We start from the raw sequence: 25,550 nt of genomic DNA, 5'->3' as shown, positions 1-25,550 counted from the left end.
CCAACTATTACACCATTAACGAATAACGAAATCAACGACTAACTAAGCACCAATAATTTTCTCAATATCTGCTCTTTCTTTAGGTACATCCGTGAGGTTTTCATAACCGTCATCGGTGACAACAATATCATCTTCAATGCGAATTCCGCCAAACTCGAACATCTTGGTCAATTTATCGGCATTTAGGAATTTCGATTGTGTGTCATCTTCAATGGCAGGAATTAGCAATGCAGGCACAAAATAACAACCGGGTTCAATAGTGATCACCATTCCAGGCTGTAAATCTCTGCGTGCTCTCAGGTACTGAATTCCAGGACGATCAATTCGCTCTACTCCTTTTGGATATCCACCCACATCATGCGTATCTAATCCAAGGAAGTGCCCCAAGCCATGAGGGAAGAATAAAGCAAAGATGTCGTTCTCCATCATATCATCAACCGAACCTTTTACTAAGTCAGCTTCTTTAAGTCCTTGCATAATAGTTCGGGCAGCATGGAGATGAAGATCTTCCATTTTGATTCCGGGCTCTACTTTCTCGATGCAAGAATTCAAGGCTTCCAGTACGCCATCGTAGACTCCGGCTTGCAGGCTTGTGAATTTACCGTTGGCCGGATAAGTTCTCGTGATATCTGATGCGTAGCCTTTGTACTCATGACCGGCATCCAGTAAAAATAAATCGCCATCTTTAATTTGGCTGGTGTTTTCTACATAATGAAGAATAGCTCCGTTTTTACCACTGGCGAAAATACCGTTGTAAGCATCCTGCTGCAGTCCATTTTCATACTGAATCTTAGTGAAAAGCGCCTTCATCTCATACTCATACATGCCCGGCTTAATCGCCTTCATTACTTCGGTATGTGCAAGGTTATTCACCTGAGCAGACTTCCGCATGTACTCCAACTCCTCGTCCGTTTTTAGCACACGGCAGTAGGTAAGTGCATCTTGTAAGGCTTCCACATCTGCTTCAAAGCCACGATTTAAATCTTCAATCAGCTCGGCATCGGCTTCATTCAGGCAATACACCTTCTCCGGTTTGATTTCATTCATCACCGTCAAAATTTCATTCCCATAATGGAGATGATCCGGACTGTATTGCTCATGATATGAATCTAACGATTTTACATATCCATGCCACACCGCATATTGTGCATCCCGCTTTGGTACAAATAAATGATAATCCTCTGTTTTAAGGTCCAGGATCAGTGCACATTCAGGCTCATTTACCCCCGTTAAATACCAGAAGTTTGACTCCTGACGAAAGGGATATTCGTAATCGGTTTCATTTCTATAGAGGATATCTGAACCCTGAATAAAAACGACTCCATTTTGGCCTTCATCAAATAATGAGAATAACTTTTCGCGATGTTTACTGTGCATCATGAGGATAAATTGTTGGTTAGTTTTAGGGTCTCAAGAATACCAAAATGCCCGACTAATATCGACTCTCAGCGTCAGGAATGTTGATTTAATAAATCATGCAGATCTGGAATCAAATCGGTCAGCGCATTTTCAAAACTAAAGCCGAGTTCAGCTTTTATATCAACTTTAGTTACACCTTTTGCAGAGTGAATTTCTGTATTGGGGCTTTCCTTACCTGCTATCAAATCGAGGGAGGATGAACTGAAAGCCACGTTGCTACCTTTCTGATTTAATATGGCATTGAGTCGTGTTCCACCAAATGGATTTGCTGAAATACTAAGCCCTAACTTCACATTTTTTTCCAGTCCAAATATTCGGTAATAATGCCCTAAGGAAAATTCAGGGGAATAATCATCAAAGCTCAGGTATTTTATGGGCTGATATGGAGCTTCAAATAAATCTACAACTGATTCAAGAGCATAAGCTTTTGCTTCCGGTGATAGCTCCTCACCTAAAAATCCCCGGTCTTCCCAATAGCTGAATTTTTTAACTGCCTCTTTTTGGGGTTGAAATAAATCCGGAATCTCATCTTGGTAAAGAACTTCCTCTCCTTCAACCTTGAACCAAAAATCTAACACTCCGTTACTCACCAAGAGATAAGGCGCACCCACTTTTTGATTATAACGGGCTATTTGAACTGCAGCTTTTTCGTCCAGTTTTATTTCCGGAGCTTTACACTCAACCAGTAACAAGGGTTCGAAATCACTGCCATAACAGATAATATCGGTCCGGGAAGAGGATTTGTCGCCGACTAGTTTTACAGGGCTCTCAAAGGAAATACGGGATGAAGATTGACCTGCTTCAAGGGTCAGGTAATCAATTAAAGCTAACCGAACCCGCTCTTCGGGAAGGTTGGCGAACGTCTTTTTCAGAATGGGGTTCCACAGCCTTTTCTGACCTTCGCGAAATCGAAACTGCGGAAAATGTGAGAGGGCTTTACTTAACAATGAGTAGAATTCTGGTTCAAACACATAACTATAATCTAACGTGAATTCGAAATACCCAACTTTGATACACTTTGAGATCCTTCGCGTTCAACAAATGTGTTTTGTATAGCTTTCTAAGCGCTCAGGATGACAACTTCAGATACTTTATTTCAAACTCACGTTAATCTAAGAAAAAACAACTTTCAGCACTCAGCTATCAGTTCTGTCATACACAGTTACTGAGAGCTGAAGTCTGAAAGCCAACAGCTAACTTACGCCTTAGCCTCTTCCTTATCAGCATGCAGGCTTCTCTTGATGAAGAACTGCTGAATGATAGAAAGCACATTGAAGATTAAGTAGTAAAGACTCAATCCTGCTGCAAAATTGTTGAAAATAAACAGAAGCATGAATGGGAAGATATACTGAAGCATCTTCATCTGCCCAGCCATTGGACTGCTTGCACCGCCACCGCTCATACCGCCGGTCAGCTTACTTTGAACCATCATGGCAGCCGTCATCAGCAATACAAAACCGGCAATGCTATCTCCAAGGAAAGGAACACTGAATGGCAGGCTAATAATATAATCAGGTGCGGAAAGATCAGCAGCCCACAAAAACTCTTCCTGACGAATGAGAATTGAATTCTGGAAATATCGCCAAAGCGTAATCAAAATTGGGAACTGCAGTAAGTTAGGCAAACAACCGCCAAGCGGGTTGACCTTGTTCTTCCTGTACAGATCCATCGTCGCTTTTTGCTGCTTCTGTGGATTGTCTTTGTACTTCTCCTGTATTTCCTTCATTTGAGGCTGTAACTCACTCATTGCCCCCATGCTTTTGTAACTCTTATAGGTAAGAGGAGACAGAACCAGCTTCACCAGCGAAGCAAATACAATAATGATCACACCAAAGTTGGAGATATAACCTGAAAGAAATTCAAAAAATGGAATCACCATCCAGCGAACAAATGGATCGGAGAACCAGCGTAACCAGCTCCACCCAACGTCCACCATATCGTAGGCATGCTCATCTACTTTTACGATTTCACGATATTTCATCGGGCCAACAAACAACTGGAATGAGGCTGTACCGTCTTGATCAAGATCTGCCCGGATAGAAGAAGTGTATCGATGCTCGGTGTTCTGATTATCAATAGCCCCGGTTACTTCTCCGGTTAGCATTGCAGCATCAGTTGGAGAAAGTGGCTTAATAAGTTGCGTAAAAAATTTCGTTTTGGTAGCGGCCCAGTCAATATTTCCGTTGATAGTTGTTTCTTCGCGACCGGCTTCGTCAAGCTTAAACTGCTCAAGTTCACCCCCGGCATAAACATAAGCGGAGGTTGCAAGTGCATCCTGAGTATGATCTTTTTCTGTGAATCGAAGCGGTGAGGTCCAGCCAAAATCGATACTTCGGCCGACTACATAATCCTGCAATCCAACAAACTGTATATCTACATCAATTTCATAGTTGTTACCATTCAATAAGTAGGTAACCACGACCTGACGGCCATCTTCCAGCTCAAGTTCATATCGAATTTCACGCTGTTCTCCCGATGAAACACGCATGGAAGAACCGGATGTCACCTGACGGAATAAAATGTTTTGAGTCTCAACATTGTAATTATCAGTTGAAAGGAATCCAATGTTGTAAGCAGAATGTGCTGTATCAGCGATTAACTGAACTGGGCGACCGTCCCAAGTGTCATAATCATTGAGGATAAAAGAATTGGGTCCGGCACCGCGGTTCGTGAAAGTGACGGTATAGAGGGGAGTGGCAACCTCAATTTCAGACTCTTCCGTGATAGTGCTGTTTGCGAAAAGACCTCTGACAACAGGCGCATCGTCTTGCTCCTCACTAATGGAAGGTTGTTGGCGCTCTTCAGGTTCATTCGATGCTTCCGTTTGGGCAATTGAATCCTGTCGGTTTTGCTCAATGAGGGCGAGGCTGTCTTGAGCAGCTTGTTCTCTTCGTTGATCTGCCAGTTGTTCTTCGGATGGCATCGTGAAATAGAACCATCCCAACATGAGTACAAAAATCAGGGCAAATCCGGTGGCGGTATTCTTATCCAAGAGTATAGATTTTAAAGGGGTGAATTTTTTGAAAGCAATTGATCGCGCAGCTTTCCGAGTAGTTCAGTGACGTTACGCTCGGCAGCGTCAAATGTTAGATTAGCGTGTTTTGCCATAAAAGCGTAGTGGAGTCCTATCTGTGCTATATCCGGCAAATCTGTAATAATGTGTTGATTAAGTCGATAAGCTTCGCGTAGAAGCCGCTTGGTGCGTGTCCGTTTAACGGCATTACCGATTTTTTTTGGAGCAATGAAGCCGACAAGAATATTCTTATCAGCGTCAGAATTCGTGGTATAGCGAAGAATTATATCCGAAGATTTAATAAGAAGTGAGGAGCTTGAAAACAGCTCCTCAAAATTTCGCCTGCCACGTAAGATGTGAGATTTAGATAATCTAAATCTGCGATCAGGAGAACCCGTAAGGTTACTTGGCTCCTTTCTTCTCATCACTAACGGTTAGCTTATGACGGCCTTTCTTACGACGGCTCGCAATAGTCTTGCGTCCGTTTTTAGTAGACATACGTTCTCTAAAACCGTGTTTGTTCTTGCGCTTCCTGTTACTTGGTTGGTACGTGCGTTTCATGAATTGGGATATTTTGTATTCAATTTCTTATCCGAAAAAGGCTTTAAATATAAGTAGAATCTCAGAAAAATCAGAACTATTATTTCATCTAAAATCTTGCCCGCTAAAGGAGTGTTTTGTATCGGAAAGTCTTGAAGTTTGGATCGCTGAAAATTGAAGATTCGTCTTCTAAACTTTTGTTTTGTTCTTTATCTCATTCCCTGTGTTCCGTGCCTGGATTGTCTCTGCTATTCGCTCCGACGCAGAGCGTCTGGAGCGAGGGGGGTGTTTGTTCAACGCTTTTAATTCTTCCAGCTTGATTCCTAATGCTCTGAATCGCAATGAGGAGAGATTGGTTATCGTTGGTTTGCCACACCCACACCCACACCTCGTTCCGCACGCTCTGCGTCGGAACGTAATAAGCCATGCGCTACGACACGGAGCGTCGGAGCGAGGTAGAAGCTACTTATACTGTATCCCTGCTTGGATTGAGCCTCGCCCGGTAACTATTCCCAGCCCTATACTCCGACCTCTCTAAATCTCTCCTTCTCAAGGAGAGACTTCTTCGAGACTATTCATGGTTTTTATCCCAAGACACCTACAGCGACGGGCCGAGATAGTTATTCACCCCCCTTTTTAATTCTCCTCGGCCTCGTTACGAACGCTCCACGTCGGAACGAAATAGGCAATGCGCTCCAACGCGGAGCATCGGAGCGAGGGTTTTTAGCTTATCTCTTCATTAGAATCCTGAACATCAATTCTTACTCAACTTCACGGACAAATAAGGAAACAGCGGAGCCTGATCTACACGCTGCAGGGTGTTGATGTCGAAGTTGAAGACGTTGTTTCGGTTGTAGGCATTAATGACTCCGGTTTCGGCTTTCATCGACCAGTTTTCTGAAATTTCAAAACTCCGGTTCAGAGAAACATCCATCCTATGGTAATATGGGAGTCGTTCGCCAAAGGGGCGGCTGTATAAGATGCGGGCATCACCGGGATCGGTTACCACGTTTTCATCGGGGACTCGAACGGAAAAATCATAGCCGAAAATCTGGGTGTAAGGTTTACCGGTTCCAAATTCCCAGCGCACATTCGCTTCAAAACCGGCAAATTTGTAGCCCACTATGGTATTCAGTTTATGGCGTTGATCATGCGCCGGTGAGTATTCAAAAATAGGCTCTTGAATCCATGCTCCTAAATTTCCGGAGGTGGCTTTGTAGGTTACTTTCGACCAGCCGTATCCCACCGAAACAAAAAATGGGTTCATCAGGTAGCGGGCGCGGATGTCAAACCCGTAACTGATTCCCTCCGCTTGAGCCGTTTCCAATTCAATGCGGGCTTCGGGTGTCCATTTTGAGACTAAGATATTTTGATAGGTTTTCACATAACCCTCCAGATTGGTTATAAATGAGTCCCCAAAACGCTGTTGATAAGCAACAATGCCATGCCATGAAGCCGGAACTTCATCCCCTTGCTCTACAGGCCGGATGGCGAGGAAGGTACTGCCAATATCCCGCTGATCGCTCGCCCCATAAAATAGCTGAACAAAACGGCCGGTAGCTAAACTCAGTTCCTGATTATCGGTTCCGTCCGGTTTCCAGGAGGCTCGCAGGCGCGGTTCCAACCCTCCATAATTATCCAGCGAAAGCTGAGCAGTTATTCCGGGCTGGAGCGTTAGGTTCTCGTGTAATTTCCACTGCCCTGAAACATAACTATGCAGAATAGGAATAAGTCGTTTCTCTGACTGAAGCCCCAAGAATTTATTATCAAGCTTCACATTATAGGTCTTAAAATTTACCCCAAACCCGTAATTGACAGGTATTTCCAGCGCTTCTTCGCGCAGGTTCACATTCATATATATCTGCCCGACTTCGGTAGAGCTGGTACTGGCGTTGGTTCCGGATTCTATATTTTCATAATTGGTGTAGCCCATGGTTACCCGAACCGGATAGTTCAGGTTATCCGTGAATAACAGGCAGCTTCCTCCCAAAACGGTATTCGTCCATTGGTTTCGCACGTTTTGAATGGGCACAACCTCTCCATCATCATAGGTATAAATTCCGGTAGCGCTGCAAGAAACGCCATCGCCCTGAACGGTATAGCGGCCTACCACGTCGGTGAATCGGATGGGAATTTCTTCCCCAATAATGGTGGGCGCCAAATCTTCGATGGTGGAATATCGCCCCATCAGTATAAACGACTGCTCGTCACTTTTAATGGGACCTTCGGCATGCATGGAAACCATGTATGGACTTACCGCGGCACTAGACTGGAATCTGCGGAAGTTTCCGGGACGGAGTTTTACGTCTACAATGGCTGAGGAAGCGCCGGTAAATTCGGCCCCATAACCGCCGGCATATAGATCTACGTTTTGAATGATTTCATCGGAAAAAGCCGAGAACAAGTTGGAGATATGAAACGGTTTCACAATGGGCAGGTTATCCACCAGTACGAGGTTTTGATCGGGCGTGCCGCCACGAATATATACATCCCCGCCACGGTCTCCCGTAGTTACAATACCCGGCTCTGACTGCATGTATGAAACCAAATCCCCATCCACCCCGGGAGTAGGGATTCTGGAAATATCTACATTTGAAATACGGCGAACTCCGGCTTCCCCGGTTGCCACAATCCGGTCGCCACGGACCACTACATCATCGAACTCGCCCACTTTTGTTTCCAGCTCAACCCGCAGGTTTTTTCGCTCGTCGGGTTCAAACTCAAGCTCTTCTGCATAGGGGGTGAAGCCGACGTAGGAAATTCGGAGTTCGTATTCCATGGAGGGATCGATATTACGAATCTCACAAAAACCGGAACTATTGGTTACACAATTGTAGAGCAGTTCGGCTTCATTCTGCAGATCATAAAGCAGCACATTGGCTCCTACCATGGGGCTTCCATCTTCTTCAGAAAGCACCACCGTGCGGAGCAGAGCATCCTGAGCAACCGCCTGAAATGATATCCCTCCCATAAAAACCAGACACACCATAACACCCTTGATGCCATTGTGTTTTATAAATGAGTAAACTGCTTTAATTAGGTACATAGGTTGTGTTTTGAATTAGTCTTCGACGCACTCGATTCCACATATTTGTGAAGTATCTATAGGAACCTCAAGCGTATCATAGTACACTGATCCGAACCGATTTGTATTCATGATATTGAGAGAGTCTTTGGTAATATCTTCGTAAAATCCAGGACCGTAGTGCTGATATCTCAGGTATAAATTGCTTTTTGTTAAAGTTCTGTAGCATAAAGCATTAATAGGTTCAAATGGTAAAATTTCTCTGATTTCATTAAAAGGTGAGAAAGTGAAAGTTACCTTTCGAGGCTGCTCATTCCCATTTGGCTCAAATATGTATTTTGGACCCCAGTCCCACACCGTATTTTTTGTAACCTCTTCGTTTCCTTGTACTAAGGGAAACCCAAAATAGACAACAACGGTACCTCCTTCCAGCGGATCCATTTCAAACGTAACGGGAAGATTGCATTTTTGATTGACCGGGGCTATTGATCGGGAGGACACCACCGGGGTAATCATAGCCAATGACAAAGAAGACCCATCCGAACGCTCTACCGTTACCCGGTATTGGTTATTAGGAATAATACCTTCATCATACTCAAAATTGTGGTGGTACAGGTCAAGGTGTTCTACCCGTTTGTCTTCCAGTACCGTTGTGGATCCATCTGCTTCATTAAAAAGTGTTACCCTGGCATCAATATCCTGAGTGGCTTCTGCCGTAAAGCGATCATTTAGCTCACGTACCCGAATATAATTGGGTTGTTCCCGGACATTCAGCGCTCCATAAATGGTGAAGTTCCCGGTTTCTTCATCCAACGGGTCAATGGTGTTTTCGCAGGAGATTAGGCCGAGGAAAATGATCAGTAGTATGAGGACTAAGAATTTATTCATCTCCCTCCCTCTTTTGTGCTTTGCTAAGGCATTCCGGACCACATCGCTGTAAAGTGTCAATAGGAACAGCAAGCGTGTCATAATAAAATGCACCAAATCGATGCGTATTCATGACATCAAGTGTATCCTTTGTTAATTCCTCATAAAAACCTCGGCCATAATGCTCGTATCTCAAAAAAATATTTCCGGTCTTAAGAACCTCATAGCATATATTTATTGGACTTCTGAAACGTAATATCTCTCTTAACTCACGGTAAGGTGAAAAAGTAAATGAAATTGTTTTTGGTTGTTCATAATCTTCGGGGTCTATTACATACTTTGGACCCCATCTCCACTCAGTATCTTCATCAATATTCTCGACTCTTAATGCATCTACTGGATAACCAAAATAAATAACTATTGTACTCCCCTCGAGTGGAGCTATCTCAAAATTAACTGGTAAATTACATTTTTGGTTTACTGGCTCTAAGTTAGGAGTAGGAATAGTTGGTGTCGTCATAGTTTGAGACCTTGAGACTCCATCCGAACGCTCTACCGTTACCCGGTATTGGGTGTTTGGAGTAATGCTTTCCACATATTCAAAATTATGGTGATACAGATCAAAGTATTCAACTATTCGATCTTCCAATACAGCAACTGAATCTGTTCCGAAATTATAAAGCAACACCCTCCCGTCTATTGGTTCGGTAGCTGCTTTTGTAAACGGTGCGTTAATATCCCGTACACGAATATAGTTTGGCTGCTCTCTAAGATTAAGAGCTCCATAAATAGTATAAGTCCCCGTTTCTTCGTCCAGCGGATCTAAACTGTTTTCGCAGGAGATTAGGCCGCAAAAAATGATCAATAATATGAGGATGGAAAATCTATTCATCTTCCTCCTCTCTTGACTGATTGGTGAGACAGTCCGGCGGGCACACGCGGGAATCATCAACCGGAATGGTGAGCGTATCTGCGTAATAACTTCCAAAACGCTGGGTGCTTTCGAAAGCATCAAATTCCCCTTCATAAAATTTTTCGTAAAACCCTTCACTAAAATGGCGGTAAACGATGTTGAATTCGGGAACTACTAAATCTGTACAGCGATAGGTTCCTCCTGTTTGCGGAGTCAGCTTCATGACATCAACCGGTGTAAAGGTATATACAGCTTCGGTACCCGGTTCTCCCTCATTTCTGAAGGTATAAATCCCCTGCCTGATGGTATCTGTAGGCACCGGGCGAGGAATAATCGCTCTGTATTCAACATAAAAAGCAATAGTGCCTTTATACATCGGATCAAAGGTTACCTCTATGGGCGTGTAGCAGTTTTGATTTATAGGTTCCGCTACGGCCTGGGGCTGCGAAGGACTGGTGGTATTCAGGAAAAGAACAGCTCCATCAGAACGGGTAACCGTGATTCTGTATTCTGTGTTTGGGGTGATGGGCTGCGCTGCTTTGAAATTATGCTGATACACGCCCTGAAATAATACGCGCTGATCTTCTAAGATCTCAGAAAAACCGGAATCCAGATTTTCTAACACCACCTCGGCATCAATTTCACGGGTGGCGTCTTCCGTAAAAGGCTGATTTAAATCATTGACCCGGATGTAATTTGTGTCGCTTCTTAAATCTAAAGCACCGTACACGCCAAAAATACCGTTTTCAGTATCCACGGGGTTTAAGGTGTTATCGCAGGAAAACATCCCTAAAAGCAGAATCACGAATATAAAGACTAAGAGTTTATTCATTGTCCTCCTTCTTAGGCTGCTTGGTCAGGCAATCCGGTGGACACACGCGGGAGTCATCAATAGGGATAGTCAACGTATCAGCATAAAAGGAACCAAAACGCTGGGTGCTTTCTAGAACATTAAACCTTCCTTCTACAAATTTTTCATAGAAGCCCTCACTAAAGTGGCGGTAGACGATATTAAATTCAGGTACTAATAAATCGGTACACCGGTATTTACCTCCTGTCTGAGGGGTTAATTTCATAATATCTACCGGGGTAAAAGTATACACCAAGGCTCCACCCGGATTATCTTCATTTTGTATGATATACCTTCCCTGCCTCACAGGTGGTGGTAATTCTGCAGCGACATATTCAATAAAAAACACAATGGAACCACTGTAAACCGGGTCAAATGTTATATCAATTGGGGTATAGCAATCCTGATTCAAGGGTTCAGCCAAAGGTTCCGGTTTTGAGGGTGTATTAGTGTTTAACACAACGGAAGCCCCATCAGATCGGGTGACGGTTAAGCGGTATTCCGTGTTAGGTTCTATGATTTGCTCAACTTCAAAGTTATGCTGATATACACCTTGGAAGAATTCCCTGCGATCCTGAAAAACTTCACTAAAGCCGGATTCCAGATTTTCAAGAGTTACCTCGGCGTCAATTTCACGTGTAGCATCCTCAGTAAAAGGTTGATTTAAATCTCTGACCCGAATAAAATTCGTTTCTTTATTCAGATCTAAAGCTCCATATACTGCATAAATACCAAAATCAGTATCGATAGGTTTTAGCGTATTATCACATGACAGAAAGAAAGAGATAAATAAGAGGCCGCTAAAGAAGAAAATTTGTAAAGAGCTTTTCTGCATGGTTTATTTAGTGTAACTGTATGAGACTTTAACCGTTAGATATTACTATTGCTATCACATGATCATGCGCCAGTTATGAGAATAATAAATTTAGAGGTTACGGTTATACAAAAAGCGTTCTTAAAATTTTATTTTAAGCGTATGAATACTTTTTTACATCCATTTTTATTGATGCTGATTCTGACCTTCACTATCCAAACCCGTGGGGTTGGGCAGAGTACTTCCGAAGATTCCCTTTTAACAGTCGCCCATTCCTATTTTGATCAGAGTGAAGAAAAGAAAGCATTGGCAGCCTATCAAAAAGTACTTAAAGCAAATAGCACCAACTTTGAAGCCCTTTGGCATACAAGCCTGCTATATGCACGGGTTGGCTATCGGTATGATTCGGAAGAAGAAATGATGAGCAATTATCAGGAAGCTCTTAAATACGCTGAAAAAACGATTCGGCTTTATCCAAACCAGGGTTACTCTCATTTTGTATATGCCATAGCCAATGGACGGATATCCGATTTATCGGATACTCAAACCCGGATTAAGAAATCACACGTGGTCAAAAAGCATTCCGAAAAAGCCGTTGAATTGCTTCCGGATTATGGTCCGGCCTGGCATTTGTTAGGACTTTGGCACAGTAAAGTTGCAAACATTGGGACGGCTCAAAAATTTGCAGCCGGGTTATTTTCTCAGGGTGTGCCTGAAGGAGCTTCCAACCAAAAAGCAGTGCAATACATGCAAAAAGCCATCAGATTAGATCCTGACCAAACCCTGCGGTATAAACTCGATTTAGCCCGCCATTATGAGCGTGCCGGTGAGAATGCAAAAGCTACTCAGACTTTAAAAGAAGTTCTTAAAATCACCCCTGAAAATTATATAGACGACTGGAATTTAGGGCAAGCCCGTGAGTTACTCTCTTCCTTACAATAAAGAATTCTAATCACAGCAGAATTCGGCAATTCGTTATCTTTCTTTTAATAAACTTAACGTGAGTTCAAGATAACGTACCTGAAGTTGTCATCCTGAGCGCTAATTGGTCTCATCATATTTTAACTTCCTATGAAAAAATTTTCAGCCCTAGTCCTGTTATTCGCTTTCACAGCTACTTTTTCCGTACAGGCTCAAATAAAAATTAATGAGATTGTAGCTTCCAACAGTGCTTCTCATGAAGATGAAAATGGCCAATCAGACGACTGGGTTGAAATTTATAACACCTCTGATGTCTCCATCAACTTTGGCGGCATGTATGTGTCTGATGATCCTGATGAATTCGATAAGTGGCAGATTCCAACCGGACAAAGTGCGGCAACGACTATTGCTCCCGGAGCATACCTCATCCTTTGGTTTGATGAAGACACCGATCAGGGCCCGCTCCATGTTGATACAAAATTGAGTGCAGGCGGGGAGTTTGTTATCCTGACTGATAAAGATGGCGTTACCCGCATCGACTCCGTTTCTTTCGGTGAACAAACAGAAGACATTGCCTGGGGTCGAATTCCTGATGGAACCGGTTCTTTTCAGTTTCTAACTCCAACACCGGGTGCCAGTAACTCAGGTGGCCAAATGCAGGATCAGGCAGAAGCTCCTGAATTTAGTTTAGAAACCGGCTTCTATGCAGGCTCGCAAGTTGTTGGCATTACTACCCCTTCTTCCAATGCGGAAATCAGGTATGAAGTTGGCGGCGCAGTTCCCACCTCAAACTCAACTTTGTATGAAGGACCTATTACCGTTGACAGTTCTTCGGTTATCCGAGCCATTGCCATAGCACCGGGGCTGGCCGCAAGTGATGTTACAACCAACAGTTATTTTTTTGATGAGAGCCACACCATTCCGGTTGTATCATTTGTGATGGAGCCTGATAGCCTCTTCGACTATGAAAAAGGAATGTATGTGATTGGTGACACCGCCGAAACTACCGGAAGCTTCCCGTATTTCGGAGCCAATTACTATGAAGAGTTTGAATATCCGGTTCACATAGAATACATCGCTGAAAATGGCGCTATTGAATTTGAGTTTTCTGCCGGAGCCGGAATGGCCGGTAACTTCAGCCGTGGATTTCATAAAAAATCATTCACCATCAATAATAACGCGGAGTATGGGATTGACGAACTGGAGTATGAGCTCTTTCCGCAAAATGATTACACCAATTACGATGGATTTCAGTTGCGCGCTGGGGCTGAAGAACGTTCACGCTTACTGAACGAGCTTATGTACACCATCAACTTGCAATGGGGGCACAAGAATGCCATGCAGGCTTATGAGCCTGTCATCCTCTACATTAACGGGAAGTATTGGGGGATTTATAATTTGCAAGAGCGCAAGAGCGATGATTTTGTGGAATCCCGCTACGGCTATGACGATATCGACATGATTAAGGACTATGATGATGTGAAGGACGGCAGCTATGACAATTATGAAGACCTTTTGGCCGTATTTCAAAATGAATCACTTAGCGAGCCTGAGTTTTTTGCCCTGGCTGATTCTCTCATTGACCTGGAAAGCTTTACGGATCACTGGGTATATCAGGTTTATACTTCTCACGGAGATCCTAACAACCTGCGCTATTGGAGACCTCAGGAAACAGGCGGAAAATGGCATTATATCTCCCATGATTTTGACTGGTGGAGAAACTTTGACGGTGAACCTGGAACCTATACAGATGTTTTCACTTCATACCTGGCGGAAGAACCTGCCGGATTCTGGCTGATTGGCCGCATGATCCAAAACCCGACTTATCGTGAAATATTCCTGAACCGTTTAGCCGATATGCTAAACACGGCTTTTGAACCCAGCTATATGATCGGGTTAATTGACTCCATTGACGCTGCCATCAACCCGGAAATGCCTCGCGATATTGACCGCTGGGATGATAACTGGGAAACCATAAGCGGCAAAAACAGAACCTATAGCATGGAATATTTCTACTACGGACTTGGTGCTGACGACTATGGCCTCGCCGTTCCTTATGTGCTCGACTATCCTGCTCGCATCTATGCTGAAATTAAAGATACCCTGCAAACTGATACTGTTTTAGTGACTCTTGCTCAATCTACTGAAGGCGCCATTCAGCTGAATTCTATTACGCCAGATATTTCCTCCGAGGATTGGTCTGGCATTTATTTTGAGAATACTTCCATCTCTCTGCAAGCAAGCCCGCAAGAAGGGTTCGAAGTTGATTCTTGGCTTGTAAATGGAGAAGTCAGCGGAACCGGAAATATGTTCAACCTCCCGCTTACCACAAACCCTGTTGAAATTGAAGCAACCTACCGGGCAGTAGAGAATGATGAAATTGTGATCAACGAGATTAATTATAACTCAAGCGATGAAGCCGAAGCCGGCGATTGGGTTGAACTTCATAATTATTCTACTACAGCTATTGATGTCTCTGGCTGGGTATATAAAGATGAAGATGACACTCATGAATTCATAATCCCCGATGGTGTCTCAATTTCCGCTAATGGCTACCTCGTTCTTTCAAACGACACCACAGCCTTCAAAGAAATACATCCCAACGTCACTTTTGTTAAAGGAGAAGTTGATTTTGGATTGGCTGGAGGCAGCGATCAGGTTCGGATTTATAATGCCAATGGTTCTTTGATTGATATGGTTGAGTATGACGATGAATCCCCATGGCCAGCCGAAGCAGATGGAACCGGATACACCCTGTCTTTAAAAGCTATTGATTCTGATAATTCTCTGGCTGCAAGCTGGGAAGCATCATCAGAGTTAGGTGGAACTCCCGGGGCTTCAAATGACGGCATCATCAACAGCAATGAGAAGAATAACGAAACCCCTCGGGCATTTACTCTAAATCAGAACTACCCGAATCCTTTCAACCCAACTACGAAAATAACGTTTTCATTGGCTAAAGCCGGGCCGGTACAACTCAGCGTGTATAATATGCTGGGACAGGAAGTCCAAAAGCTGGTTAATGAACCGATGAATAGCGGAGACCATACCTTTACTTTTTATGCCCGAAATTTACCAAGTGGTGTTTATATCTATCGCCTCACTTCCGGTAAACTTTCCGAAACTAAAAAGATGATTCTGCTGAAGTAAGTATTTGTTTACAGGCGTAGAGCGGACAGGCTGTCCGCTCTACGTTCTACTATTTAACATGACCCATAAAAACCCGACCTTGCTGTAGATATTAGATATCTATTCAGATCAAAATCCTGGCAGGTTATGTACCGAAATCTATTCATCTTTGTTCTTCTATCCGGTTTTATTATCTCATGTGGTCCAAGAGTTATAGTTGAGTATCAGGGGTCTTCCCCTATTGCACGGACTCCTTCAGATTTGGATAGCACTTCGCAAAATCTTTCTCAAGACAAAGAACAGCAACCTGAATACGTTATCGTGCATTCTATTCCTTTTCTTGAAGGAGGAAACAGAGCCTTAAGAAAGCAAATTGACTATCCAAAAGAGGCTATTGATAATGAAATTGAAGGGACCGTAAGTGTGCTCTTTACCATCAATAAAGACGGCAGCACCACAAACTTTGAACCGATCACTGAAATTGGTTTTGGATGTGAGGAAGCTGTAATCAAAGCGATACAGGAATCAACATTCCAACCCGGCCAAGGCAACAACCAAACAGCTGCACGCTATACCTGGCTCGTGTCGGTCGAGTTTAAACTATAGTCTGCTTCAGATTACTTAGTAGAGCGGACAGGCTGTCCGCTCTACGTTTTTTAAGTGATTTTTACTCCGGCTTCCAGTCTTTCATTCCGTCCCGGATTACTTCTGCAAGTCTTGATACCGGCACCCGCTCCTGACTCATATCATCACGGTAACGAATGGTAACCGTATCCTCACCTTCAGATTCCACTCCGTCAAAATCGACGGTTACGCAGAAAGGTGTACCTGCTTCATCCTGTCGGCGATAGCGTTTACCGATGGAACCGGACTCGTCATAGAGCACCGAAAATTCTTCCCGAAGATCTTCTTCAATTTTATAAGCCAAATCCTGCAGTTTATCCTTTTTGATAAGCGGGAAAATACCAACCTGAGTAGGTGCAATTTTTGGATTCATCTTTAGAACCGTTCGGGTATCGCCGTCTACTTCCTCTTCTCGATAAGCATCACAAAGTACCATTAGCGTAAGGCGGTCGAGTCCTACTGAGGTCTCAATTACATAAGGAACAAAACGCTCCTGATTTTTCTGATCGTAGTAATCCAGTTTCTTTCCGGAATGCTCTGCGTGCTGGGTTAAGTCAAAATCGGTTCGGTTGTGAATGCCTTCCACTTCCTGCCAGCCAATCGGGTATTTGTACTGAATGTCGGCAGCAGCCCGGGCATAGTGAGCGAGCTTGTCTTCCGGATGTGGAGCTGTTCGTAGGTTTTCCTCACGAATCCCCATGAACTTATGCCACTCAAGGCGTTTCTCCAGCCATTTTTCATATTCTTCTTCGTCAGTTCCCGGCTTCACGAAATATTGCATTTCCATCTGCTCAAATTCACGCATTCGGAATACAAACTGACGTGCTACAACTTCATTACGGAAGGCCTTTCCGGTTTGGGCAATCCCAAATGGAATCGATGTTCTGGACGTATCCATCACATTCTTGTAGTTCACAAAAATTCCCTGAGCGGTTTCAGGACGGAGGTAAACTCCATCTTCTTCTGTAGAGGTAGCTCCAAACTGTGTCTTGAACATCAAGTTAAACTGGCGTACTTCCGTCCAGTCAAATGCTCCGGATTCAGGTGCCCGAATTTCTTCTTCCATTATGATATCATAGAGATCTTCATTCACCCCCTTACGTGTTCCGGTTGTGTCCAGCAGTTCCTGAATGCGATTGGCTTCATCATCCTTATCATTGTCTCGCAGCTTTTGAATATGCTGCTCAATGATCATATCCGCACGGTAGCGTTTTTTGGACTGCTTGTCATCAATCATCGGATCGTTGAATCCGCCTACGTGACCACTGGCTTCCCATACCTTTGGATGCATGAAAATAGCTGCATCAACACCTACAATATTATTGTGGCGACGGGTCATTTCTTTCCACCAGGCATCACGGATATTTCGTTTGAGCTCTACACCGAGAGGGCCGTAATCATATACAGCACTGAGCCCACCGTAAATTTCTGAGGATTGAAAAATGAAACCACGAGCTTTAGCAAGTGATACAATTTTATCGAGACTGTCCAAATTCGACATGTGAGTGCTTTTAACTATTTAAAATCTTGTGAGTGCCCAAGATAAGCATATGAACATCGAATATGGAACTTTGAACAAGGAATTTTGAACGGTTACTCTTCTACTTCTTAATTACATCCAGATCCCTGCCTTCGCAGGGATGACAAAGTCTTCTTAGTTTTAGAAAATCACTCCACTTCAACCCTCCCGTCATTCCCGCGTAGGCGGGAATCTCATTGTTCACAGAAACTCACGATTATAGATCAAGGTTACTTCTGTGGAATGGATTATTTATGTTTGGGGTGATTATTCACGCACCCTCTGTTGTTGTCATCCTGAGCGCCCAAATTGTTTATACAGTGCTAAAGCTTAACGCGAAGGATCTCAAATTCTACTTAATTGATAGTGCAAATTTTGAGATCCCTCGTGTTCATGATTAGAATCCTTTGAGTAATATTTTGCACTCGGGATGACAACCAAAAGGAATTATATTTTCATACAAGAATTCATACATGTCAAATAACAAAGAGCCTAAACTTCCGAAACTCCCCCGAAAATCAAAGAAGCAAAAAGAGCGAGCGGAAGAAATTCTCAGCGAGTTGTATACCCATTATCCAAACCCGCATTGTGAGCTGGAGCATAAAAATCCTTTTGAATTGCTGATTGCCACCATCTTGAGTGCGCAGTGTACGGATGTTCGGGTCAACAAAACCACTCCTGCTTTGTTTGAAACATACCCAACTCCGGAACTGATGAAAGATGCCCCGCTGGAAGAGCTGGAAGAACTAGTGCGTTCCACAGGATTCTACCGAAATAAGGCAAAGTCACTCAAGGAGACTTCTACCATTTTGGTTGAGGAATTTGATGGAAAAGTGCCTCAGAATATGAAAGACTTACTCAAGCTCCGAGGCGCTGCCCGAAAGACAGCAAACGTAGTTTTGGGAAATGCTTTTAACATCAATGTCGGTGTGGTTGTTGATACGCATGTAAAGCGAATTTCTAACCGGTTTGGACTCACTAAAGAGAAAAAGAATACCAACAAAATCGAAAAAGATCTGATGGCATTATTTCCCCGTGAAAACTGGACGGATTTATCTCATCTGATGATTCATCACGGACGAAACGCCTGCAAAGCCCGGATTTCAGAAGCGCCAGACCATCCCCTCTGCAAAAAATACGGCAAGAATTGCAAATGCCAGAAAATGCGGGATGATTAATTTTAAATTTTCAATGCCTAAATGTTACATGTGATCTCAAAAACACATTCAACATTTAAAACTTAACATTTAGCATTTAATATTACTGTGAAAGATAAAATCTTTAAATCCTATACCGATCCCATCCCTCCCCTACGCTACGATGTGCAGATCATTCCTATTAAACAAAACGGGGAGACCTTTCTCTATTTTCAGGACCAGATGGGATATACTTCTTCCGACTTTGCCGTTCCACATTCTGCCCAATCGCTATTTTCACTATTTGATGGTAGCAGAAGTGTGGAGGACATTCTGGAATTCAGTGATGAGAAAATCACAAAGGAGCAGGTTTTGGAATATGTCCAGTTTCTGGATGAGAAGGCTTTGCTTCACTCTTCTTATTTCAAGGCACATGCTGAAATGAAGGAGAGTAATTACGAAGAATTCGGTGTTCACGAGAATATTACCGCAGGACTTTCCTACCCAGACGATGCCGAGGAGCTGGAGCACTTTCTGAATGAGGCTTTTGAGAAACTACCTGCTTCAGAACCCGTTGAATCTGCCAAAGCACTTTATGCTCCGCATATCGATTATCGTGTCGGGCTAAATAGTTACATAAAGGCGTTTTCCTCTATAAAGAATTTAAAGCCTAAACGGGTGATCATTCTAGCTACTTCTCATTATTCAGGCCTATATCCTGATCTATATGAAGAACACCCTTTTGTGATTTCAAATAAGGATTTTGAGATGGTTAATGGTACTGTGAAAGCTGACCGGAAAGCTATCCAAAAGATCGAAGACCAAATCAACAATGACGAAATTAGCTATGGGGTAACCTTCCAAGACCGGTCGCACCGGATTGAACACAGCATAGAGCTTCACCTCGTGCTGCTCAATCATTTATGGAATCATGACTTTGAAATAGTCCCAATTGTGGTGGGAAGTTTGGATGAGCTATTCTATAAATCCGATGGGTTTCAGGGTCAGCAAGTAGAAAATTTCTCAGGATTACTCCGCGATCTTTTTGGGAGTGATGAGGATACCTTCTTTTCGATCAGCGGAGATTTGGCGCACATCGGAAAGAAATTTGGAGATAATAGACCGGCAAAAGAACTGTTTGATGAAGTGCGAAGTTTCGATGAGTCTTTTCTTGATTTCGGAGCATCCGGTAACTCAGATAAAATCCTCAATTTGATGAGCAAGAAATACGACCCCTACCGAATTTGCGGTTACCCTCCCCTCTATTCTTTCCTCAAAGCTTTCCCCAACTCCTCCGGTGAAATCCTCACCTATGATGTTTGGGATGAGGAAGAACAAGACAGTGGCGTGAGTTTTGGGTCTATTCTATATTCTTAACCGAACCACCATCCGCTCCGACGCAGAGCGTTCGGAGCGAGGGTTACACTCAATGTTCAATGTTGAATATTGAATGTTCGTTATTCAGTTTTCTCACTCTTTGATTTCCATTTTTTCAGCGAAATAGGCACAGAAATCACGCATATCCCCCGAAATACGTTCGTCATTGGTTGCATTTTCGAGCGTATCTGCCATGGTTACCAAGGTTTGATGAAAGAATATTTTCATTTCATCTACGGTCATCTCTTTGGTCCAAAGATCCAGTTTCAGGGTATCTTTATTTTTGGCATCCCAAAGTGAAAGCAACATCGCCCGGCACTCCGCGGTGTCCCGACCTTTCAAGTCACTGGCATTCCAAATAATATCCGTCGGGATGTTTTGGTCATCTAATTCAACACTAATGTTGATGTCTTTTTTCTGCATATCAAAGTTGGTTTTGAATTCACCCTAAAACTAAGGGTTTCTGTATTGAATTGGGATTGTTTTTGCAGCCGTCATTGCATCAGGTTTTCCTTTAGGATTAATTTCATTCCGAAGCCAATTAATCCATATTTTCTATATCGCTGAATTATCCTAACTACAAAGACTTTCATCAAATTTGTTAGCACTCGAGAACATCACTTTACACTTGGGCGACCGTGAGCTTTTAGACGGCGTCAGTACGTTCATCAATCCCGGCGAGCGTATTGGACTTGTGGGCCCAAACGGCGCAGGAAAATCTACCCTCCTCAAAATCATTATGGGGATACAGGAGTGTGATGAAGGAAGCATTGCCCTTTCAAATGAAGAAACGCTGGGATATCTGCCGCAGGATGGCGTTGATCCAGACTTCTCCCTTTCTGTGATCGAGGAAGTGGAATCTGCTTTTGCCGAGCTCTTTGAACTGGAAGAGGAAGTCAACGAAATTCAGACAAAACTGGCCGAAGTTGACCATGAAAGCAAAGAGTATGAGCGGCTGATGGAGCGCTACGGACAACTTCAGACCAAATTGGAAACCTCAGGGTTATACGGTCTTCGGGCTGAAGTTGAAAAAGTACTAATGGGGCTCGGTTTTAGCGAAGAAGATTTTCACCGGAACACATCTGAGTTTAGCGGAGGGTGGTTAATGCGTATCGCCCTTGCAAAACTACTCCTCAGGCGTCCGACCTATCTTTTATTGGATGAGCCTACCAATCACCTGGATATTGAATCCCTTCAGTGGATGGAGAATTTCCTGAATACTTATGAAGGAGCAGTGGTTGTAGTTTCGCACGATAAAGCATTTTTGGATACCATCACCAACCGAACGCTATCTCTAAGAAGTGGTGAAATTTCTGATTATGCCGGCAACTATTCTTTTTATGAAAAAAAATGGGCTGAAGAGAAGGAATTGCTTCTAAACGCCAAGAAAAATCAGGAAAAGCAGATTAAGGAAACTCAGGAATTTATTGACCGTTTCCGATATAAAGCTTCAAAAGCTAGTCAGGTACAGAGTCGCGTTAAACAGCTCGAAAAGATGGAGAAAATTGAGCTGGAAGAAGAACAGAGTAAAGTCTCCTTCCGCTTCCCCGATCCTCCACGCAGTGGACAGGTTGTGATGAAGCTTGAAGATCTCCACAAAAGCTATGACGATCATCAGGTGTTTGATGGGATTGATTATGAAATTGAACGAGGGGACAAAATCGCGGTTGTGGGGCCTAATGGCGCAGGGAAATCGACGCTTATTCGAATTCTAGCCGGACTCGAACCTTTTCAAGAAGGAGAAAGGAAAGAAGGCCATAATGTGACGGTAAACTACTTTGCTCAGCATCAGGCCGACGAGCTCAATCCTAAAAGAGATGCTCTCGAAACCATGCACGATGCCGGCTCCGGTGAAAAAGAAAGTCGCCTTCGGACGATCTTAGGTTGTTTCCTTTTTCAGGGTGATGACGTTTTCAAAAAGGTAAAGGTGCTTTCAGGGGGAGAGAAAAGTCGATTGGCACTTGGAAAGATGCTGCTATCTCCTGCTAACCTTTTGATCTTTGATGAGCCTACTAATCACCTGGATATGAGCAGTAAGAATATTCTTCAGCAGGCTATTCAGCAGTATGAGGGGACGGTGGTTATTGTATCTCACGACAGGGATTTCCTCGACCCGATTGTAGATAAAGTGCTGGATGTGCAGCCGGGCTATATTAAAACGTATCTGGGAAATGTGTCGTACTATCTTGAACGCAAGAAAGAGGAAGACGAGGCTGAGTCAGCCGAGACCTCAACCCAAAAAGAAACTAAGGAAGAAGATTCTCAGCTTTCTCGAAAAGAGCAGCGCCGTATTGAGGCTGAACGCAGAAACGAACTTAGCCGGCGAACGAAACCCATCCGTAAGAATTTAGAAGCCGTTGAAAAGGAAATTGAACAGAAAGAGCTTCGAATCGCTGAGATCGAAGAGGAAATGGCTAAGCCTGATTTCTATGACGATGCCGAGAATGTGAAAAAATTCTCATTAGAATATGATCAGCTCAAAGCCGACCTTACAGACCGATATTCGAAGTGGGAAGAATATCAAAGCCGTATCGAGAAAGTTGAAGAAGAGCTCGAACAATCGACTAACTAAGATTTGTCATCCTGAGCGCTCGGTTTTTTATTTGATTTTGATGGGTATCGCGAAGGATCTCAAAATATATACATCTGGATTTAGCTTAGAGTTTGAGATCCCTCCTGTTTTAGGTTTCGATCTAAATTCAATGCTTAAGCACTCGGGATGACAACTTTACCTTTTAATTAGCTTTATTGATAGCATGAAATTTCAACATCTTTTTTTGTGGATCATTTTTTCTGTTGCTTCAATCGCAGCCTGTTCTTCATCTGAAAATGCTGTTTCTGATACTGAACAAGAGCCAACGCTTCAAGAAGAGGCTCAACCTGATGAACGCATTTCACTGAATATAAATGAAGCAGTTTATTTCGACTTCTTTAAATACGATACTACCTGGACCGGCGACCTTTTAGTGTACACTCTGAACGATGAAGGCGAGAAAGTAGTCCAATCTGAATACACTTCCGCTCAGGACTCTTCCTGGAATGACTTTGAGCTATTTGTCGATTTCTTAAAAATCTACGACCTCCCTCCCCAAAATGAAATTGAAGGCTGGGTTCCAGATTCAGGTCAACTCCCCCGACGAGTTTACAGCTTCGAAGTTTTTGACGGCGATACCACCCGCTCTTTTTCTTATCAAGATCCGGACAAAGATATTCGGGATTACTGGCAGGTACAGAACCTGCTCACCTTCGTGACTTTTATTCAAAATGATCTACGCTGGATTGAAGCGGAAGAGAACGCTGAATAGGGAACACTGAACATTCAATCTTGAAGTATTCTCTCCATATGAACGCTCCGACGCAGAGCGTCCGGAGCGAGGCTTACATTCAATGGTGACTTGTTTAACGATTCCATTCTAAGTCATTCCTGCGCAGGCAGGAATCTGGTTATCATTAAAGGCATAGAAACTTTTCTTACTACCATCCAGATCTCAGGCACTCGCTACGAGATGAAATTAGATTACCTTTCTGATCTTAAAATTTCTAAGTACTTCTTAGTTTGCGCTTCCTCTTTGAGTCTTTTCAAATCAGGATTTAGAACTTTTAATTCTTCTGAAATCAATTCTTGAATAACACTGTTATTAGCTTTTATGTTATCTAAATAATCTTCTTTCAAAGTTTTTAAATATGTGTCTAATCCTTGCTCAAAGTCTCTTTTGTTATTATACACTTGACTTAAATGGCCAAGCTCTTCAAAATCAAGAGACGCATTTATCAACTCCATGATGTTTATTAGTACAGACAATTTTGAAAGTAAAAGTGGATGATGAAAATCATTTTCAATTATTTTTTCTTGTAACAACTTTAAGTACTCTGTTGAAAAAAATAGAGTATTCTTCTTGTTAACTATCTTTCCCTTCTTTTTGCCAACATTAATAACTGTCTCAATATGGTTTTCTATCAAATCACTTTGACGAATAACAAGACTCAGTTCTTGACTAAGTCCCCAAATGAAATTCCCATACTTTTCTTTTTCTTCTTCCCTCTCTCTTACCTCTTCTTTCTTTTTGATTTTATTTGCATCAACCTTATTAAGAAAAAAAAACAAATAACGCCGATAGAGTCGCTAGAAAAGCACCTATTATTTGACCGATATTCTCATTCAACAGATCCATCATTTCGCAAAAATATGTTCTTTGTTCTGGAAAGCTTTGAATTCCAGCGCATTTCCTGAGGGATCGAGGAAAAACATCGTAGCTTGTTCGCCCGGTTCTCCTTTAAAGCGGATGTACGGCTCGATAACAAACTCGATATCGGCAGCTTTCAGTTTATCGGCCAGCTTTTGCCATTCGTCCATTTCTAAAATCACCCCAAAGTGGCGAACCGGTACGCCGTGCCCGTCAACGGCATTCATGGCAGATTCTTTGGCTTCATCCGGACTGAGGTGAGCGACTACTTGATGTCCCCACATGTTGAAGTCGATCCAGCTGTCAGAGCTGCGGCCGGTTTCGCATCCCAATAGTTCATGGTAAAAAGCATATGACTCTTTTAGGTCTTTAACCGGAAATGCAAGGTGGAAAGGATTCGTTGTGTTACTCATAATCTTGATTATCTTTTAAAATTCACGCTAATAATACCACACTCATGAAATCAAAGAAAATAGAATTTACCGGAAGTCAGGGCGACTCCCTTTCAGCAAAACTTGACCTCCCGGAAGGCGATGAACAAAAAGGCACGGTCTTGTTTGCCCATTGTTTTACCTGTTCCAAAAACCTAAAGGTGATGAGTAATATCACATCTATTTTAGCACAAATGGGCTTTGCTACTTTCCGGTTTGACTTCACCGGTTTAGGTGAAAGTGATGGGGATTTCTCAAATACCAATTTCTCTTCTAATGTGGATGATTTAGTAGCTGCTTACAAATATCTGGAATCTGAAGGGCACTCTCCCGCTATTCTTGCAGGACATTCTTTAGGTGGCGCGGCTGTCCTTCAGGCTGCTCATCAAATGGATTCGGTTAAGGCAGTGGCTACCATAGGCGCGCCGGCTCATCCCGCTCATGTCCGGGAAAACTTCAGTATGCATCTGGATGAAATTGAAGAAAAAGGCGAAGCTGAAGTTACCTTAGCGGGACGAAAGTTTACTATCAAAAAACAGTTTTTGGATGACTTAAAAGAAGCACGAATGTCCCGCTTTATCAAAAAATTGGATCGTGCGCTCATGATCTTCCATTCACCAATTGACAATACGGTTGGTATCGATAATGCCTCAATGATTTTTAATGCAGCAAAACATCCAAAAAGTTTTGTATCCTTGGACGAAGCCAGCCACCTGCTTTCTAACGATAAAGACAGCAAATATGTAGGTAAAGTACTAGCAACGTGGGCGGAAAAATACATCTAATTT

Annotated in this window: 22 protein-coding genes; 8 read left to right on the top strand and 14 right to left on the bottom strand. The window is 43.0% G+C overall.

The window, feature by feature from the left end; all coding sequences use genetic code 11:
- Positions 1-42: 42 nt before the first annotated feature.
- The 10 genes from CL667_04700 to CL667_04655 form a co-directional block, all read right to left on the bottom strand.
- A complete protein-coding gene (locus CL667_04700; protein MAL16993.1) occupies positions 43-1,380 on the bottom strand; it encodes a Xaa-Pro aminopeptidase in 1,338 nt (445 codons plus the stop codon).
- 71 nt (positions 1,381-1,451) lie between these two features.
- Entirely contained in the window at positions 1,452-2,444 is a 993-nt protein-coding gene (locus CL667_04695; protein ID MAL16992.1) for a hypothetical protein, read from the bottom strand.
- A gap of 173 nt (positions 2,445-2,617) precedes the next feature.
- Positions 2,618-4,411, bottom strand: a complete 1,794-nt coding sequence (locus tag CL667_04690) for a hypothetical protein (GenBank protein ID MAL16991.1) — start codon at positions 4,409-4,411, stop codon at positions 2,618-2,620.
- An 11-nt stretch (positions 4,412-4,422) separates the two neighbouring features.
- Positions 4,423-4,857 carry a hypothetical protein gene (locus CL667_04685; protein MAL16990.1) on the bottom strand — a complete coding sequence of 145 codons (435 nt, stop codon included), beginning with the start codon at positions 4,855-4,857 and terminating at the stop codon, positions 4,423-4,425.
- Positions 4,835-4,993 (bottom strand): 50S ribosomal protein L34, encoded by a 159-nt coding sequence (locus CL667_04680; protein MAL16989.1) that lies wholly within the window; start codon positions 4,991-4,993, stop codon positions 4,835-4,837. Before CL667_04680 ends, CL667_04685 begins: the two co-directional genes overlap by 23 nt.
- Before the next feature lie 733 nt (positions 4,994-5,726).
- Positions 5,727-8,018: a hypothetical protein gene (locus CL667_04675; GenBank protein MAL16988.1), complete on the bottom strand. Its 2,292-nt coding sequence runs from the start codon at positions 8,016-8,018 to the stop codon at positions 5,727-5,729.
- 15 nt (positions 8,019-8,033) lie between these two features.
- Complete coding sequence (locus CL667_04670; protein MAL16987.1) at positions 8,034-8,885, bottom strand: hypothetical protein; 852 nt, start codon at positions 8,883-8,885, stop codon at positions 8,034-8,036.
- A complete protein-coding gene (locus tag CL667_04665) occupies positions 8,878-9,756 on the bottom strand; it encodes a hypothetical protein (GenBank protein MAL16986.1) in 879 nt (292 codons plus the stop codon). Before CL667_04665 ends, CL667_04670 begins: the two co-directional genes overlap by 8 nt.
- Complete coding sequence (locus CL667_04660; protein MAL16985.1) at positions 9,749-10,609, bottom strand: hypothetical protein; 861 nt, start codon at positions 10,607-10,609, stop codon at positions 9,749-9,751. The genes CL667_04665 and CL667_04660 overlap by 8 nt, the downstream gene beginning before the upstream one ends.
- Positions 10,602-11,462: a hypothetical protein gene (locus CL667_04655; GenBank protein ID MAL16984.1), complete on the bottom strand. Its 861-nt coding sequence runs from the start codon at positions 11,460-11,462 to the stop codon at positions 10,602-10,604. Before CL667_04655 ends, CL667_04660 begins: the two co-directional genes overlap by 8 nt.
- Before the next feature lie 141 nt (positions 11,463-11,603).
- Between CL667_04655 and CL667_04650 the strand changes: the two genes are divergently transcribed.
- The 3 genes from CL667_04650 to CL667_04640 all read left to right on the top strand — a co-directional run bounded on the left by CL667_04650 (position 11,604) and on the right by CL667_04640 (position 16,097).
- Positions 11,604-12,383, top strand: coding sequence for a hypothetical protein (locus tag CL667_04650; GenBank protein MAL16983.1), 780 nt, complete (start codon positions 11,604-11,606; stop codon positions 12,381-12,383).
- A 129-nt stretch (positions 12,384-12,512) separates the two neighbouring features.
- Complete coding sequence (locus CL667_04645) at positions 12,513-15,512, top strand: hypothetical protein (protein ID MAL16982.1); 3,000 nt, start codon at positions 12,513-12,515, stop codon at positions 15,510-15,512.
- Positions 15,513-15,638: 126 nt separating this feature from the next.
- Positions 15,639-16,097, top strand: coding sequence for a hypothetical protein (locus tag CL667_04640; GenBank protein MAL16981.1), 459 nt, complete (start codon positions 15,639-15,641; stop codon positions 16,095-16,097).
- A 61-nt stretch (positions 16,098-16,158) separates the two neighbouring features.
- On the opposite strand, the gene CL667_04635 is transcribed toward CL667_04640, so the two are convergent.
- On the bottom strand, positions 16,159-17,616 hold the full coding sequence (locus CL667_04635) for a glycine--tRNA ligase (GenBank protein ID MAL16980.1): 1,458 nt from the start codon (positions 17,614-17,616) through the stop codon (positions 16,159-16,161).
- Between the two features lie 491 nt (positions 17,617-18,107).
- Here CL667_04635 and nth point away from each other — a divergent pair, with 491 nt between their 5' ends.
- Both nth and amrB read left to right on the top strand, forming a co-directional pair.
- A complete protein-coding gene (nth, locus tag CL667_04630; GenBank protein ID MAL16979.1) occupies positions 18,108-18,812 on the top strand; it encodes an endonuclease III in 705 nt (234 codons plus the stop codon).
- 87 nt (positions 18,813-18,899) lie between these two features.
- The gene (amrB, locus tag CL667_04625) at positions 18,900-20,147 is read left to right on the top strand and encodes an AmmeMemoRadiSam system protein B (GenBank protein MAL16978.1); all 1,248 of its coding nucleotides are present in this window, start codon (positions 18,900-18,902) and stop codon (positions 20,145-20,147) included.
- 93 nt (positions 20,148-20,240) lie between these two features.
- Here the strand turns inward: amrB and gldC are convergent, their stop codons facing one another.
- Positions 20,241-20,570 carry a gliding motility protein GldC gene (gene gldC, locus CL667_04620; GenBank protein MAL16977.1) on the bottom strand — a complete coding sequence of 110 codons (330 nt, stop codon included), beginning with the start codon at positions 20,568-20,570 and terminating at the stop codon, positions 20,241-20,243.
- Positions 20,571-20,745: 175 nt separating this feature from the next.
- Here gldC and CL667_04615 point away from each other — a divergent pair, with 175 nt between their 5' ends.
- Together CL667_04615 and CL667_04610 are read left to right on the top strand one after the other, a co-directional pair.
- Positions 20,746-22,719 (top strand): ABC transporter ATP-binding protein, encoded by a 1,974-nt coding sequence (locus CL667_04615; protein MAL16976.1) that lies wholly within the window; start codon positions 20,746-20,748, stop codon positions 22,717-22,719.
- Positions 22,720-22,903: 184 nt separating this feature from the next.
- Positions 22,904-23,452 (top strand): hypothetical protein, encoded by a 549-nt coding sequence (locus CL667_04610; GenBank protein ID MAL16975.1) that lies wholly within the window; start codon positions 22,904-22,906, stop codon positions 23,450-23,452.
- 212 nt (positions 23,453-23,664) lie between these two features.
- Here CL667_04610 and CL667_04605 read toward each other — a convergent pair whose 3' ends face one another.
- Both CL667_04605 and CL667_04600 read right to left on the bottom strand, forming a co-directional pair.
- The gene (locus CL667_04605; protein ID MAL16974.1) at positions 23,665-24,252 is read right to left on the bottom strand and encodes a hypothetical protein; all 588 of its coding nucleotides are present in this window, start codon (positions 24,250-24,252) and stop codon (positions 23,665-23,667) included.
- Between the two features lie 66 nt (positions 24,253-24,318).
- The gene (locus CL667_04600; protein ID MAL16973.1) at positions 24,319-24,744 is read right to left on the bottom strand and encodes a glyoxalase; all 426 of its coding nucleotides are present in this window, start codon (positions 24,742-24,744) and stop codon (positions 24,319-24,321) included.
- A 44-nt stretch (positions 24,745-24,788) separates the two neighbouring features.
- Here CL667_04600 and CL667_04595 point away from each other — a divergent pair, with 44 nt between their 5' ends.
- A complete protein-coding gene (locus tag CL667_04595) occupies positions 24,789-25,547 on the top strand; it encodes an osmotically inducible protein OsmC (GenBank protein ID MAL16972.1) in 759 nt (252 codons plus the stop codon).
- Positions 25,548-25,550 lie beyond the last annotated feature (3 nt).

It is taken from the genome of Balneola sp. (genome assembly GCA_002694685.1).
In the GTDB taxonomy this organism is placed as follows: domain Bacteria; phylum Bacteroidota; class Rhodothermia; order Balneolales; family Balneolaceae; genus Gracilimonas.
This window is presented reverse-complemented; position numbering and strand designations above follow the sequence as displayed.

Excerpts from the sequence above, each read along its gene's own strand:
- CL667_04685 (MAL16990.1), bottom strand. The coding sequence starts at position 4,857 with ATGAGAAGAAAGGAGCCAAGTAACCTTACGGGTTCTCCTGATCGCAGA.
- nth (MAL16979.1), top strand. The coding sequence starts at position 18,108 with ATGTCAAATAACAAAGAGCCTAAACTTCCGAAACTCCCCCGAAAATCA.
- CL667_04645 (MAL16982.1), top strand. The coding sequence starts at position 12,513 with ATGAAAAAATTTTCAGCCCTAGTCCTGTTATTCGCTTTCACAGCTACT.
- CL667_04610 (MAL16975.1), top strand. The coding sequence starts at position 22,904 with ATGAAATTTCAACATCTTTTTTTGTGGATCATTTTTTCTGTTGCTTCA.
- CL667_04595 (MAL16972.1), top strand. The coding sequence starts at position 24,789 with ATGAAATCAAAGAAAATAGAATTTACCGGAAGTCAGGGCGACTCCCTT.
- CL667_04665 (MAL16986.1), bottom strand. The coding sequence starts at position 9,756 with ATGAATAGATTTTCCATCCTCATATTATTGATCATTTTTTGCGGCCTA.
- CL667_04700 (MAL16993.1), bottom strand. The coding sequence starts at position 1,380 with ATGATGCACAGTAAACATCGCGAAAAGTTATTCTCATTATTTGATGAA.
- CL667_04635 (MAL16980.1), bottom strand. The coding sequence starts at position 17,616 with ATGTCGAATTTGGACAGTCTCGATAAAATTGTATCACTTGCTAAAGCT.
- CL667_04680 (MAL16989.1), bottom strand. The coding sequence starts at position 4,993 with ATGAAACGCACGTACCAACCAAGTAACAGGAAGCGCAAGAACAAACAC.
- CL667_04660 (MAL16985.1), bottom strand. The coding sequence starts at position 10,609 with ATGAATAAACTCTTAGTCTTTATATTCGTGATTCTGCTTTTAGGGATG.
- CL667_04675 (MAL16988.1), bottom strand. The coding sequence starts at position 8,018 with ATGTACCTAATTAAAGCAGTTTACTCATTTATAAAACACAATGGCATC.
- CL667_04655 (MAL16984.1), bottom strand. The coding sequence starts at position 11,462 with ATGCAGAAAAGCTCTTTACAAATTTTCTTCTTTAGCGGCCTCTTATTT.
- CL667_04600 (MAL16973.1), bottom strand. The coding sequence starts at position 24,744 with ATGAGTAACACAACGAATCCTTTCCACCTTGCATTTCCGGTTAAAGAC.
- gldC (MAL16977.1), bottom strand. The coding sequence starts at position 20,570 with ATGCAGAAAAAAGACATCAACATTAGTGTTGAATTAGATGACCAAAAC.
- CL667_04650 (MAL16983.1), top strand. The coding sequence starts at position 11,604 with ATGAATACTTTTTTACATCCATTTTTATTGATGCTGATTCTGACCTTC.
- CL667_04640 (MAL16981.1), top strand. The coding sequence starts at position 15,639 with ATGTACCGAAATCTATTCATCTTTGTTCTTCTATCCGGTTTTATTATC.
- CL667_04670 (MAL16987.1), bottom strand. The coding sequence starts at position 8,885 with ATGAATAAATTCTTAGTCCTCATACTACTGATCATTTTCCTCGGCCTA.